The sequence below is a fragment of the Pseudomonas edaphica genome, assembly GCF_965277385.1.
Taxonomy (GTDB): Bacteria; Pseudomonadota; Gammaproteobacteria; order Pseudomonadales; family Pseudomonadaceae; genus Aquipseudomonas; species Aquipseudomonas edaphica.
Map to the genome: position 1 here is coordinate 3083618 of NZ_OZ255725.1, position 17272 is coordinate 3100889.

Here is a 17272-nt window from a genome sequence, read left to right on the forward strand (position 1 = left end):
CCTGTTTGGCCCTCCCCCCCCGCGTGCGGCCACATGGAATTCATCAGTAACGGATCGCCGGAGAAATCTTTAATGAGCAGTGTAGTTGCCATCGTCAAAAGCATTGTTGGTCAAGTTTTCGTTATTTCTCCGGAAGGGACGCGTCGTGTTTTAGTAGAAGGTGACCGTCTGTTCGCAGGCGACCAGATCGACACCGGCATGTCCGGCGCTGTGAGCCTTGAGTTGGCCGACGGCCGCACCCTGGACCTGGGCCGTGAAACCCAGTGGAGCGCCGACCTGCCGGACTCCAGCCTCGACCTGGCCGCTGCCGCCGAAAACGCCGCGCCGTCGGTTGCTGAACTGCAGCAGGCCATCGTTGCGGGCGCCGACCCGACCACCGACCTGGATGCTACCGCCGCCGGCGCGACGGCTGCCGGTAATGGTGCTGCGGGCGGGGGCCACAGCTTTGTTGTACTGGACGCGACGGCTGGCCGTGTCGACCCGACGATCGGGTTCCCGACCGGCCCACTGGGCCAGGGCGCCGCAACAACGACCCAACTCACGGGCGCCCAGGGCGCCGGTGGCAATGGCAACCTGGTCTTGCAGACGTCGACCCTGACGCTGAGCGCAACACCGACCATCACTGAAGCTGGTGGTGTGCTGACCTACACCGCCACCGTCACGCAGCCGCCGATCAATGACCTGAGCATCACCCTGTCCAACGGTGCCGTGATCACCATCACCGCCGGCCAACTGACCGGCACCGTTAACGTGCCGCTGGCACCGAATGACAGCCCGTACATCGACCCAAGCCAGATCAACGTGAACGTCACCGGCACCACCGGCGGCAACAACCTGGTGCTGACGATTGACCCGAACCCGGCCGTTACGCAGATTACCGACACCATCGACACCACCACCGTCACGTTGACGGCGGGCAATACCGTGACTGAAGGCGGTCAGATTACCTATACCGCCACCCTGACCAACCCGGCGCAGACGCCGGTGACTGTCACCTTGAGCAATGGCTCGGTGATCACGATCAAGGCTGGGGAGTCGGTTGGCACTGTTGTTGTCGATACTCCGGCGAACGACGTTTACAACAATGGCTCGACTGTCAGCACTACTATTACCGGTGCGACCGGCGGCAACTTCGAAAACCTGGTACCGAGCACTACGCCTGCGGTTACTACGATCACTGATTCGATCGACACCACCACCGTCACGCTGACGGCGGGTAACACTGTGACCGAAGGCGGTCAGATCACTTACACCGCTACCTTGACCAATCCGGCGCAGACGCCGGTGACTGTCACCTTGAGCAATGGCTCGGTGATCACGATCAAGGCTGGGGAGTCGGTTGGCACCGTCGTCGTGGACACTCCGGCGAACGACGTCTACAACAATGGTTCGACTGTCAGCACCACTATTACTGGTGCGACCGGCGGCAACTTTGAAAATCTGGTACCGAGCACGACGCCTGCGGTTACTACGATTACTGATTCGATCGATACCACCACCGTCACACTGACGGCGGGCAGTACCGTGACTGAAGGCGGCCAGATTACCTACACCGCCACCTTGACCAACCCGGCGCAGACGCCGGTAACTGTCACCTTGAGCAATGGCTCGGTGATTACGATCAAGGCTGGGGAATCGGTTGGCACCGTCGTCGTGGATACCCCGGCGAACGACGTTTACAACAACGGTTCGACCGTCAGCACCACCATCACCGGGGCAACCGGCGGCAACTTTGAAAACCTGGTACCGAGCACTACGCCTGCGGTCACCACGATCACCGATTCGATCGACACCACCACTGTTTCGCTGACGGCTACCAATACCGTTACCGAAGGTGGGCAGATTACCTACACCGCCACCCTGACCAACCCGGCGCAAACCCCGGTAACTGTCACCTTGAGCGATGGCTCGGTGATCACTATCAAAGCTGGCGAATCTGTCGGCAGTGTGGTGGTCGACACTCCACCGAACGACGTTTACGTCAATGGCAGCACGGTGAGCACCACCATTACTGGCGCGACCGGCGGCAACTTTGAAAACCTGGTGCCGAACACTACGCCTGCGGTCACCACGATTACCGACTCGATTGACACCACGACGGTCACCTTGACGGCTCCGTCCGAGGCAAACGAAGGTGGTCAGATTACGTACACCGCTACGCTCTCCAATAAAGCGGGCACTGACGTCACGCTGAAGTTGGATAACGGCTCGACCATCACCATCAAGGCTGGCGACACCGTCGGCACAGTGACTGTCCCTGCGCCTAGCGATGACGTGTTCATCGATAAGAGCACTCAGACCGTCAAGATCGCTGACATTGCTGGCGGTAACTTCGAGAAGCTGGAAGTGGCTGGTGATGGTGCAACTACGACCATCAACGACACTATCGATAAGGTGGATGTCGTGTTGACCGCCACCACCACCGTTGGTGAAGGCGGCAACATCGTTTACACCGCGTCGCTGGTCGACAAGTCGGGTAATGCGGTGACTAACATCACCAACCCGCTGACCGTGACCTTGGATAATGGCCAAACCATCACCATCGGTGTTAATCAGTCCAGCGGCAACGTCACAGTTGTAGCTCCAGATGACGTGTACAAGGGCGACCAAATCGTCACTACCGCTATTACTAACGTGACTGGCGGCGAGCACTTCGAGAATTTGGTTCCAGGTACTACGCCGGTTAGTACTACCGTCACCGACACTCCGGGTACTGATAACACCACCACCGTGACGCTGACGGCTCCGTCTGCAGTGAACGAAGGTGGTCAGATCACCTACACCGCTACGCTCTCCAACAAAGCTGGCACTGATGTAACGCTGAAGTTGGATAACGGCTCGACTATCACCATCAAAGCTGGCGACACCGTCGGCACAGTGACTGTCCCTGCGCCAAGCGATGACGTATTCATCGATAAGAGCACTCAGACCGTCAAGATCACTGACACTGCTGGCGGCAACTTCGAGAAGCTGGAAGTGGCTGGTGATGGTGCAACTACGACCATCAACGACACTATCGATAAGGTGGATGTCGTGTTGACCGCCACCACCACCGTTGGTGAAGGCGGCAATATCGTCTACACCGCCAGCCTTGTGGATAAAAACGGCGCGGCAGTGACTAACATCACCAATCCGCTGACCGTGACCTTGGATAATGGCCAGACCATTACCATCGGTGTGAATCAGTCGAATGGCAGCGTGACCGTTGTCGCTCCGGATGACGTTTACAAGGGCGACCAGACTGTCACTACCGCTATTAAAGGCGTCACCGGCGGCGAGCACTTCGAAAATCTGGTCCCAGGTACCACGCCGGTTAGCACCACCGTCACCGATACTCCGGGTACCGATAACACCACCACCGTGACACTGACAGCTCCGTCTGCAGTAAACGAAGGTGGTCAGATTACGTACACCGCTACGCTCTCTAATAAAGCGGGCACAGACGTCACGCTGAAGTTGGATAACGGTTCGAGCATCACCATCAAGGCTGGCGACACCGTCGGCACCGTGACTGTCCCTGCGCCAAGCGATGACGTATTCATCGATAAGAGCACTCAGACCGTCAAGATCACTGACACCGCTGGCGGCAACTTCGAGAAGTTGGAAGTGGCTGGTGATGGTGCAACCACCACCATCAACGACACTATCGATAAGGTGGATGTCGTGCTGACCGCCACCACCACCGTTGGTGAAGGCGGCAACATCGTCTACACCGCCAGCCTTGTGGATAAAAACGGCGCGGCAGTGACTAACATCACCAATCCGCTGACCGTGACCTTGGATAATGGCCAGACCATTACCATCGGTGTGAATCAGTCGAATGGCAGCGTGACCGTTGTCGCTCCGGATGACGTTTACAAGGGCGACCAGACTGTCACTACCGCTATTAAAGGCGTCACCGGCGGCGAGCACTTCGAAAATCTGGTCCCAGGTACCACGCCGGTTAGCACCACCGTCACCGATACTCCGGGTACCGATAACACCACCACCGTGACACTGACAGCTCCGTCTGCAGTAAACGAAGGTGGTCAGATTACGTACACCGCTACGCTCTCTAATAAAGCGGGCACAGACGTCACGCTGAAGTTGGATAACGGTTCGAGCATCACCATCAAGGCTGGCGACACCGTCGGCACCGTGACTGTCCCTGCGCCAAGCGATGACGTATTCATCGATAAGAGCACTCAGACGGTCAAGATCACCGACACCACTGGCGGCAACTTCGAGAAGTTGGAAGTGGCTGGTGATGGTGCAACTACGACCATCAACGACACCATCGACAAGGTCGATGTGGTTCTGACCGCCACCACCACCGTTGGTGAAGGCGGCAACATCGTTTACACCGCGTCGCTGGTCGACAAGTCGGGTAATGCGGTGACCAACATCACCAATCCGCTGACCGTGACTTTGGACAATGGCCAAACCATCACCATCGGTGTGAACCAGTCGAACGGCAGCGTGACCGTTGTAGCTCCAGATGACGTGTACAAGGGCGACCAGACCGTTACTACTGCTATCTCCAACGTGACTGGCGGCGAGCACTTCGAGAATTTGGTACCAGGTACTACGCCGGTCAGCACCACCGTCACCGATACACCGGGTACGGACAACACCACTACCGTCACGTTGACCGCGCCAAGCGCAGTCAATGAAGGCGGTCAGATTACGTATACCGCTACGCTTTCCAATAAAGCGGGTACTGATGTAACGCTGAAGTTGGATAACGGCTCGACCATCACCATCAAGGCTGGCGACACCGTCGGCACCGTGACTGTCCCTGCGCCTAGCGATGACGTGTTCATCGATAAGAGCACTCAGACCGTCAAGATCACTGACACCGCTGGCGGCAACTTCGAGAAGTTGGAAGTCGCAGGCGACGGCGCAACCACGACTATCAACGACACCATCGACAAGGTCGATGTGGTCCTGACCGCCACCACCACCGTTGGTGAAGGCGGCAACATCATCTACACCGCGTCGCTGGTCGACAAGTCGGGTAATGCGGTGACCAACATCACCAACCCACTGACTGTGACTTTGGATAACGGCCAAACCATTACCATCGGTGTGAACCAGTCGAACGGCAGCGTCACCGTTGTAGCACCGGATGACGTGTACAAGGGCGACCAGACCGTTACTACCGCCATCACCAACGTGACCGGCGGCGCGCACTTCGAAAACCTGGTGCCAGGTACTACACCGGTGAGCACCACCGTCACCGATACACCGGGTACTGATAACACCACCACCGTGACGCTGACGGCTCCGTCTGCAGTGAACGAAGGTGGTCAGATCACCTACACCGCTACGCTCTCCAACAAAGCTGGCACTGATGTAACGCTGAAACTCGATAACGGCTCTTCCATCACCATCAAGGCTGGCGACACCGTCGGCACCGTGACTGTCCCTGCGCCTAGCGATGACGTGTTCATCGATAAGAGCACCCAGACGGTCAAGATCACTGACACTGCTGGCGGTAACTTCGAGAAACTGGAAGTTGCAGGTAACGGCGCAACCACCACGATCAACGACACCATCGACAAAGTGGATGTAGTTCTGACTGCCACCACTACCGTTGGTGAAGGCGGCAACATCGTCTATACCGCCAGCCTTGTGGATAAAAACGGCGCGCCGGTGACCAACATCACCAACCCGTTGACCGTGACCCTGGATAATGGCCAGACCATTACCATCGGTGTGAATCAGTCGAATGGCAGCGTCACCGTTGTAGCTCCAGATGACGTGTACAAGGGCGACCAAACCGTCACCACCGCTATTAAAGGCGTCACCGGTGGCGAGCACTTCGAAAACCTGGTCCCAGGTACAACGCCGGTCAACACTACCGTCACCGACACTCCGGGTACTGATAACACCACTACCGTCACGCTGACCGCGCCAAGTGCCGTCAACGAAGGTGGCCAGATCACTTACACCGCCACCTTGAGCAACAAGGCCGGTACTGACGTAACTCTGAAACTGGATAACGGCTCGACCATCACCATCAAGGCTGGCGACACCGTCGGCACCGTGACTGTCCCTGCGCCTAGCGATGACGTGTTCATCGATAAGAGCACCCAGACCGTCAAGATCACTGACACTGCTGGCGGCAACTTCGAGAAGTTGGAAGTCGCAGGCGACGGCGCAACCACGACTATCAACGACACCATCGACAAGGTCGATGTGGTCCTGACCGCCACCACCACCGTTGGTGAAGGCGGCAACATCATCTACACCGCGTCGCTGGTCGACAAGTCGGGTAATGCGGTGACCAACATCACCAACCCACTGACTGTGACTTTGGATAACGGCCAAACCATTACCATCGGTGTGAATCAATCGAACGGCAGCGTGACCGTTGTAGCTCCAGATGACGTGTACAAGGGCGACCAAACCGTCACCACCGCTATTAAAGGCGTCACCGGTGGCGAGCACTTCGAAAATCTGGTCCCAGGTACCACGCCGGTTAGCACCACCGTCACTGATACTCCGGGTACCGATAACACCACCACTGTGACACTGACGGCTCCGTCTGAAGTGAACGAAGGTGGTCAGATCACCTACACCGCTACGCTCTCCAATAAAGCGGGCACTGACGTCACGCTGAAGTTGGATAACGGCTCGACTATCACCATCAAAGCGGGCGATACCGTTGGCTCCGTGACTGTTGCAGCGCCTAGCGATGACGTGTTCATCGATAAGAGCACCCAGACGGTCAAGATCACTGACACCACTGGCGGCAACTTCGAGAAACTGGAAGTTGCAGGTAATGGCGCAACCACCACGATCAACGACACCATCGACAAAGTGGATGTAGTTCTGACTGCCACCACTACCGTTGGTGAAGGCGGCAACATCGTCTATACCGCCAGCCTTGTGGATAAAAACGGCGCGCCGGTGACCAACATCACCAACCCGTTGACCGTGACCCTGGATAATGGCCAGACCATTACCATCGGTGTGAATCAGTCGAATGGCAGCGTCACCGTTGTAGCTCCAGATGACGTGTACAAGGGCGACCAAACCGTCACCACCGCTATTAAAGGCGTCACCGGTGGCGAGCACTTCGAAAACCTGGTCCCAGGTACAACGCCGGTCAACACTACCGTCACCGACACTCCGGGTACTGATAACACCACTACCGTCACGCTGACCGCGCCAAGTGCCGTCAACGAAGGTGGCCAGATCACTTACACCGCCACCTTGAGCAACAAGGCCGGTACTGACGTAACTCTGAAACTGGATAACGGCTCGACCATCACCATCAAGGCTGGCGACACCGTCGGCACCGTGACTGTCCCTGCGCCTAGCGATGACGTGTTCATCGATAAGAGCACCCAGACGGTCAAGATCACTGACACTGCTGGCGGTAACTTCGAGAAACTGGAAGTTGCAGGTAACGGCGCAACCACCACGATCAACGACACCATCGACAAAGTCGATGTGGTGCTGACTGCCACCACCACCGTTGGCGAAGGCGGCAACATCGTTTACACCGCCAGCCTTGTGGATAAAAACGGCGCGCCAGTGGCCAACATCACCAATCCGCTGACCGTGACCTTGGATAATGGCCAGACCATTACCATCGGTGTGAACCAATCGAACGGCAGCGTGACCGTTGTAGCTCCAGATGACGTGTACAAGGGCGATCAGACCGTCACTACCGCTATCACTAACGTGACTGGCGGTGAGCACTTCGAGAATTTGGTTCCAGGTACAACGCCGGTCAACACTACCGTCACCGACACTCCGGGTACTGATAACACCACTACTGTCACGCTGACCGCGCCAAGCGCAGTCAATGAGGGTGGCCAGATTACGTATACCGCTACGCTTTCCAATAAAGCGGGTACTGATGTAACGCTGAAGTTGGATAACGGCTCGACCATCACCATCAAAGCTGGTGACACCGTCGGCACCGTAACCGTCCCTGCGCCTAGCGATGACGTGTTCATCGACAAGAGCACCCAGACCGTCAAGATTACCGACACCGCTGGCGGTAACTTCGAAAAACTGGAAGTTGCAGGTAACGGCGCAACCACCACCATCAACGACACCATCGACAAAGTGGATGTGGTTCTGACCGCCACCACCACCGTCGGTGAAGGCGGCAATATCGTCTACACCGCCAGCCTTGTGGATAAAAACGGCGCGCCGGTGACTAACATCACCAACCCGTTGACCGTCACTCTCGATAACGGCCAAACCATCACCATCGGTGTGAACCAGTCGAACGGCAGCGTCACCGTTGTAGCACCGGATGACGTGTACAAGGGCGACCAGACCGTTACTACCGCCATCACCAACGTGACTGGCGGCGCGCACTTCGAAAACCTGGTGCCAGGTACTACACCGGTGAGCACCACCGTCACCGATACACCGGGTACTGATAACACCACCACCGTGACGCTGACGGCTCCGTCTGCAGTGAACGAAGGTGGTCAGATCACCTACACCGCTACGCTCTCCAACAAAGCTGGCACTGATGTAACGCTGAAACTCGATAACGGCTCTTCCATCACCATCAAAGCGGGCGATACCGTCGGCACCGTAACCGTCCCTGCGCCTAGCGATGACGTGTTCATCGACAAGAGCACCCAGACGGTCAAGATCACCGACACTGCTGGCGGCAACTTCGAAAAACTGGAAGTTGCAGGTAACGGCGCAACCACCACGATCAACGACACCATCGACAAGGTCGATGTGGTCCTGACCGCCACCACCACCGTTGGCGAAGGCGGCAACATCGTTTACACCGCCAGCCTTGTGGATAAAAACGGCGCGCCAGTGACCAACATCACCAATCCGCTGACCGTGACCCTGGATAATGGCCAGACCATTACCATCGGTGTGAACCAATCGAACGGCAGCGTGACCGTTGTCGCTCCAGATGACGTGTACAAGGGCGATCAGACTGTCACTACCGCTATTAAAGGCGTCACCGGTGGCGAGCACTTCGAAAATCTGGTTCCAGGCACCACGCCGGTTAGCACCACCGTCACTGATACTCCGGGTACCGATAACACCACCACTGTGACACTGACGGCTCCGTCTGAAGTGAACGAAGGTGGTCAGATCACCTACACCGCTACGCTCTCCAACAAAGCTGGCACTGATGTAACGCTGAAGTTGGATAACGGCTCGACTATCACCATCAAAGCTGGCGATACCGTTGGCTCCGTGACTGTTGCAGCGCCTGGCGATGACGTGTTCATCGACAAGAGCACCCAGACGGTCAAGATCACCGACACTGCTGGCGGTAACTTCGAGAAGCTGGAAGTGGCTGGTGATGGTGCAACTACGACCATCAACGACACTATCGATAAGGTGGATGTAGTTCTGACCGCCACCACCACCGTTGGTGAAGGCGGCAACATCGTTTACACCGCGTCGCTGGTCGACAAGTCGGGTAATGCGGTGACCAACATCACCAACCCACTGACTGTGACTTTGGATAACGGCCAAACCATTACCATCGGTGTGAACCAATCGAACGGCAGCGTGACCGTTGTCGCTCCAGATGACGTGTACAAGGGCGACCAGACTGTCACTACCGCTATTAAAGGCGTCACCGGCGGCGAGCACTTCGAAAATCTGGTCCCAGGTACCACGCCGGTTAGCACCACCGTCACCGATACTCCGGGTACCGATAACACCACGACCGTAACACTGACCGCGCCAAGCGCAGTCAATGAAGGCGGTCAAATTACGTACACCGCCACCTTGAGCAACAAGGCTGGCACTGACGTAACCCTGAAACTGGATAACGGCTCGACCATCACCATCAAAGCGGGTGACACCGTCGGCACCGTAACCGTCCCTGCGCCTAGCGATGACGTGTTCATCGACAAGAGCACCCAGACCGTCAAGATCACCGACACTGCTGGCGGCAACTTCGAAAAACTGGAAGTTGCAGGTAACGGCGCAACCACCACCATCAACGACACCATCGACAAAGTGGATGTAGTTCTGACTGCCACCACTACCGTTGGTGAAGGCGGCAATATCGTCTACACCGCCAGCCTTGTGGATAAAAACGGCGCGGCAGTGACCAACATCACCAACCCGCTGACCGTGACTTTGGACAATGGCCAGACCATTACCATCGGTGTGAATCAGTCGAATGGCAGCGTCACCGTTGTAGCACCAAACGACGTGTACAAAGGCGACCAGACCGTTACCACCGCCATCACCAACGTGACCGGCGGCGCGCACTTCGAGAATCTGGTGCCAGGCACTACGCCTGTTAACACCACAGTGACTGACACACCTGGCACTGCGGATACCACGACCGTCACGCTGACCGCGCCAAGTGCCGTCAACGAAGGTGGCCAGATCACTTACACCGCCACCTTGAGCAACAAGGCTGGTACTGACGTCACGCTGAAGTTGGATAACGGCTCGACTATCACCATCAAAGCGGGCGACACCGTCGGCACAGTAACCGTCCCTGCGCCTAGCGATGACGTGTTCATCGATAAGAGCACCCAGACCGTCAAGATCACCGACACCGCTGGCGGCAACTTCGAGAAACTGGAAGTTGCTGGTAACGGTGCGACCACCACGATCAACGACACCATCGACAAAGTCGATGTGGTCCTGACCGCCACTACCACCGTTGGTGAAGGCGGCAATATCGTCTACACCGCCAGCCTTGTGGATAAAAACGGCGCGGCAGTGACTAACATCACCAGCCCGCTGACCGTCACCCTGGACAACGGAAAAACCATCACCATCGGTGTGAATCAGTCCAGCGGCACTGTCACCACCGTTGCGCCTAACGACGTATACAAAGGCGACCAGACCGTTACCACCGCAATTAAGGGTGTAACTGGCGGCGAGCACTTCGAAAACCTGGTGCCGGGCACAACGCCGGTGAACACCACCGTCACGGACACACCTGGCACTGCGGACACCACGACCGTCACGTTGACCGCGCCAAGTGCCGTCAACGAAGGTGGTCAGATCACCTACACCGCGACGCTCTCCAATAAAGCGGGTACTGACGTCACGCTGAAGTTGGATAACGGCTCGACCATCACCATCAAGGCTGGCGACACCGTCGGCACCGTGACCGTCCCTGCGCCTAGCGATGACGTGTTCATCGATAAGAGTACCCAGACCGTCAAGATCACTGACACTGCTGGCGGTAACTTCGAGAAACTGGAAGTTGCAGGTAACGGCGCAACCACCACGATCAACGACACCATCGACAAAGTCGATGTGGTCCTCACCGCCACCACCACCGTTGGCGAAGGCGGCAATATCGTCTACACCGCCAGCCTTGTGGATAAAAACGGCGCGGCAGTGACTAACATCACCAGCCCGCTGACCGTCACCCTGGACAACGGCAAAACCATCACCATCGGTGTGAATCAGTCCAGCGGTACCGTCACCACTGTTGCGCCTAACGACGTATACAAAGGCGACCAGACCGTTACCACCGCAATTAAGGGTGTAACGGGCGGCGAGCACTTCGAAAACCTGGTGCCGGGCACAACGCCGGTGAACACCACCGTCACGGACACACCTGGCACTGCGGACACCACGACCGTCACGTTGACCGCGCCAAGTGCCGTCAACGAAGGTGGTCAGATCACCTACACCGCGACGCTCTCCAATAAAGCGGGTACTGACGTCACGCTGAAGTTGGATAACGGCTCGACCATCACCATCAAGGCTGGCGACACCGTCGGCACCGTGACCGTCCCTGCGCCTAGCGATGACGTGTTCATCGATAAGAGCACCCAGACCGTCAAGATCACTGACACTGCTGGCGGTAACTTCGAGAAACTGGAAGTTGCAGGTAACGGCGCAACCACCACGATCAACGACACCATCGACAAAGTCGATGTGGTCCTCACCGCCACCACCACCGTTGGCGAAGGCGGCAATATCGTCTACACCGCCAGCCTTGTGGATAAAAACGGCGCGGCAGTGACCAACATCACCAACCCGCTGACCGTGACTTTGGACAATGGCCAGACCATCACCATCGGTGTGAACCAGTCCAGCGGCACCGTCACCACTGTTGCGCCTAACGACGTATACAAAGGCGACCAAACCGTTACCACCGCCATCACTAACGTGACCGGCGGCGCGCACTTCGAGAATCTGGTGCCAGGCACTACGCCTGTTAACACCACAGTGACTGACACACCTGGCACTGCAGACACCACGACCGTCACGCTGACCGCTCCAAGTGCCGTCAACGAAGGTGGCCAGATCACTTACACCGCCACCTTGAGCAACAAGGCTGGCACTGACGTAACCCTGAAACTGGATAACGGCTCGACCATCACCATCAAAGCGGGCGACACCGTCGGCACCGTGACCGTCCCTGCGCCTAGCGATGACGTGTTCATCGATAAGAGCACCCAGACCGTCAAGATCACCGACACCGCTGGCGGCAACTTCGAGAAACTGGAAGTTGCAGGTAACGGCGCAACCACGACGATCAACGACACCATCGACAAGGTTGATGTAGTCCTCACCGCCACCACCACGGTTGGCGAAGGCGGCAACATCATCTACACCGCCAGCCTTGTGGATAAAAACGGCGCGCTGGTGACCAACATCACCAGCCCGCTGACCGTCACCCTGGACAACGGCAAAACCATCACCATCGGTGTGAACCAGTCCAGCGGCACCGTCACCGTCGTAGCACCCAACGACGTGTACAAAGGCGACCAGACCGTTACCACCGCCATCACCAACGTGACCGGCGGCGCGCACTTCGAGAATCTGGTGCCAGGCACTACGCCTGTTAACACCACAGTGACGGATACCCCAGGCACCACCGATCTCACCAGCGTCACGCTGACCGCACCAAGTGCCGTCAACGAAGGCGGCACCATCACCTACACCGCCACCTTGAGCAACAAGGCTGGCACCGACATGGTAGTCACGCTGGATAACGGTTCGAGCATCACCATCAAGCAAGGTGCGACCGTAGGCTCTGTGACCGTTGCCGCGCCTGGCGATGACGTGTTCATCGACAAGAGCACCCAGACCGTCAAGATCACCGGCACTACCGGCGGTAACTTCGAAGGCGTGACCATCACTCCGGGCGGCGCGACCACCACCATCAACGACACCATCGATGATGTGACCGTGGTACTCAAAGCCACCGGCTCGGTCGCTGAAGGCGGTCAGATTACCTACACCGCATCGCTGGTCGACAAGAACGGCGCGGCAGTGACCAACGTCGGTTCCGACTTGGTGGTAAGGCTGGATAACGGCTCGACCATCACCATCGGCAACGGCAAGTCCAGCAGCACCACCACGGCTGTTGCGCCTAACGACGCGTATGTCGGCGCCAACGATGTGAACAACAAGATTACCGGCGTAGTCAGCGGCGGCGACAAGTACGAACACCTGATCGTCGACGGCAGCACCGTCACCACCAAAGTGACGGATGTGGTCAACAACACCACTATCAGCATCACCGGCGACGCCTCGGTGACTGAAGGCGGCACTGCGCATTACACGCTGACCCTGAGCAACCCGGCGCAAACCGATGTGACCGTGACGCTCAAGTACAGCGGCACCGCCACCGACGGTTCGGACTTCAACGGCGTGTACACCGTGAAGATCCCGGCGGGCGCCAGCAGCGTGCCGTTTAACATCGCCACGATCGACGACAGGATCACCGAGCCAACCGAACAGATTGTCATCACTATCGACAAGACCACCGGCGGCAACTTCGAGAACCTGGTGGTCGGCAACGGCAGCGTCAGCACCAATATCATCGATAACGATGCGCCGCCGGTCATCGACCTGGACGCCAACAACTCCAGCGGCGCGACCGGTGCCGACTACAGAACCACGTTCACCGAAGGCACCGCCGGGCCGGGTGTGTCGATTGCCGACACCGATATCAAGATCACCGATCCGGACAGCACGATGCTGACCGGTGCGACGGTCACCCTGACCAACGCACAGGCCGGTGATGCACTGAACCTGGGCAACAGCGTCAATGGCATCATCGTCAGCACCAACAACCAGACGGGCACCATCACCCTGACGTTGTCGGGCAGCGCGACGCTGGCTGATTACATGCAGCGTATCCAGAACATCACGTTCACCAACAACAGTCACGACCCAAGCACCACGCCGCGGACCATCACCGTGACCGTGACCGATGGCGGCAACTATTCCAACGTTGCCACCACCACCGTTAACGTGGTGGCAGTCAACGATCCGCCAGTCGCCACCGGCAGCGCCGTGACCGGCACCGAAGACACGCCGCTGGCGCTGACCTGGGCCAACTTCGGCGTGACCGATGTGGATTCGCCACAAGCCAGCCTGGGCGTGAAAATCACCGACCTGCCGGTGGCCGGCAAGCTGCAATACCTGGCAGCGGATGGCACCACCTGGACCAACGTGACTGCCAACCAGACCTTCACCAAGGCCCAGATCGACGGCGGCCAGTTGCGCTTTATGCCTAACGCCAACGAGTCCGGCGCCGACGGTTATGGCGGCACCGGTGTTGGCAACAAGCAGGCTGATTATGCGCAGTTCAAGTTCCAGCCTACCGACGGCAAGGACCTGGGCAACAGCGCCACGGTGAAAGTCGATATCACACCCGTGGCCGATGCACCTACGCTGAACGTGGCCGATAACAATGTCGCCTCGACCGGTCTGATCAAACAGGGCTGGAACAGCATTGCCGGCCTCGGCACCAACGGGAACGGCGCGGCACCAGACGTACTGAAAAACGCCATCGACAACGCAGGTACGCCGAACAACACCAGTGTCGTCACCAATGTCGAGTCAGTCGACAATGTCAACGCCGGCTCTGGCTCCAAGATCTCCGGCCTGATGTACATGGAAGCTGGCAAGAGCTACACCTTCAGCGGCGTCGCAGATGACAGTGTGGTGGTCAACGTTGGCGGCAAAGACATTGCCAGCGGGCTATGGGCGACCAACAGCGGCAAATTCAGCGGCTCGTTTACGCCAACGGTCAGCGGTTACTACAGCCTCGAGATCTACCAAGCCAACCAAGCGGGGCCTGGCAGCTTTGACGTCAATCTGTCGATCAACGGCGGGGCGATTCAGAACTTGAGCACCAGCACCGTGCCGCTGTACACCGGCCTCACTGATTTGACCAACGCCGGTGTGACCGTGTCCGACCTGCATGGCAGCAACGGTGACGGTTATTACGTGGGCTACAAGCTTAACGAAGCCCAGGAAAACGGCACTGTGAAGCTGTCCAAGGTAACCACCGCGCTGACTGATACCGACGGTTCGGAAACCCTGAGCGTGAAGATCAGCGGCGTACCGGCAGGCTCGGTCCTCACCGACGCGTCCGGGCACACCTTCACTGCGACCAAAGGCGTGGGCGAAGTGAACGTCACGGGCTGGGACCTGAACACCCTGTCCATCAAGCCACCGACCTATTACAGCGGCCAGTTCAACCTGACCGTGACGTCGACCTCCACCGAAAGCCTCGGCGGTTCGGCGTCTACCACCGCGCAATTGCCAGTCACCGTGTACCCGGCAACCTACAACTCGGTGACGGGTACTTCAGGCAGCGACAACATTGTCGGCACCGACGGCAATGACATCGTCGTGGCCGATATCGGCGGCCTGAACGTGGTGCAGGGCAAGAACTACAACATCGCGTTCATGGTGGACAGTTCCGGCAGTATGAGCACCGCTTCGGTCAACGCGGCCAAAGCTTCGCTGACGTCGGTGTTCAACTCGCTCAAAGACAGCCTCGGCGCGAACACCTCGGGCACCGTGAACATCTTCCTGGCGGACTTCGATACCCAGGTGAACAAGTCGGTTGCGATCAATCTTAACGATCCAAATGCACTGACGTTGCTCAAGTCTGTGCTGGATTCGATGGTGTCGGGTGGCGGTACCAACTATGAAGACGTGTTCAAGGCCACTGCGAACTTCTTCCAGAGTAACCTGGCAACCAGTAACACAAGTGCCACGAACCTGACGTACTTCATCACCGATGGTCAGCCAACCTACTACCAAAGCGGCGAGCAGACGAACCCGGTGGTGGTTGATTTCTATAGCAGCAACACCACCGATGGTCGCTTGGACGATTACATCAACACCAACAACTATGTGCTGGGCAACACCTTCAACATCAACGTCAATGGCACTAACCTGCAGTTGATCGACAGTCGTGGCCAGGTCCACCAGTGGGTGCAATACCGCGGTGGCAGTTGGTACGATAACGGCGTTATCGGCACCGTGCATGCCCAGGGCGACGGGACGTTTGAAGTCTCGTACCTCAACGGCAGCGGCAGCAGCACCGACTCGTCAACCACCAGCAATGCCAACAGCGGTTTTGCACTGCTCAAAGGCTTGTCGGCGGTTGAAGCCATCGGTATCAACGGCGACGTCAGCCTCAACGACCTCAAGCCTTACGACACCGATGGCAAGCCGCAAAGCAACATCGATCCGAAGGACCTGGCCAACGCGATCCTCGGCCACACCGAAGCCACGCTGCCAGGCGCCGACACCATCAGCGGTGGCGACGGCAACGACATCCTCTTCGGCGACCTGGTGAGCTTCAGCGGGATTACCGGTGAGGGCTACAACGCACTGCAGGCCTTTGTGGCACAGAAAACCGGTGTGGCTGTCTCGGCGGTGACCACCTCGAACGTGCACCAGTACGTCACCGAGCACTACGCGGACTTCGACGTCTCCGGCGCCAAGGACGGCAACGACACGCTGTTGGGCGGCGCAGGTGATGACATCCTGTTCGGCCAGGGCGGCAACGACCTGCTGGACGGCGGCAAAGGCAATGACATCCTGTTGGGTGGCACCGGTAACGACACCCTGATCGGTGGGCCGGGCAACGACATCCTGATCGGCGGCTCGGGTGCCGACACCTTCGTCTGGAAGGCGGGCGACTTCGGCAACGACGTGATCAAGGACTTCAAGGCCTCGGAAGGTGACCGGATCGATCTCAAGGATCTGTTGAAAGGTGAGACGGACAGCACCATCGACAACTACCTCAAGATCACCACGGTAGAAGGTGTGTCGACCCTGCAAATCAGCAGTGAAGGCAAGCTCAACGCCGCTGGCGGCCTGGCCAATGCCGATGTGACCATCAAGCTGGAAGGCAACGATTGGTCGCACACCAGCATCAACTCGCTGATCACAGGCGCCGACCCGACCATCAAGATCGACCACACTTCCTAAGCTGTGATTTATCGGCCGCCCGCAAGGGCGGTCGATTTGCTTGGGCGATACGTCGCTGGCCCTGGCGGCCGGTTGCATCGCATACTCGCGACCATAAACACAGCAT

General features: G+C 57.9%; 1 protein-coding gene. It reads left to right on the forward strand.

The window, feature by feature from the left end:
* Positions 1 to 72: 72 nt before the first annotated feature.
* The gene (locus ACQY47_RS13925; protein ID WP_428557283.1) at positions 73 to 17166 is read left to right on the forward strand and encodes a retention module-containing protein; all 17094 of its coding nucleotides are present in this window, start codon (positions 73 to 75) and stop codon (positions 17164 to 17166) included.
* Positions 17167 to 17272 lie beyond the last annotated feature (106 nt).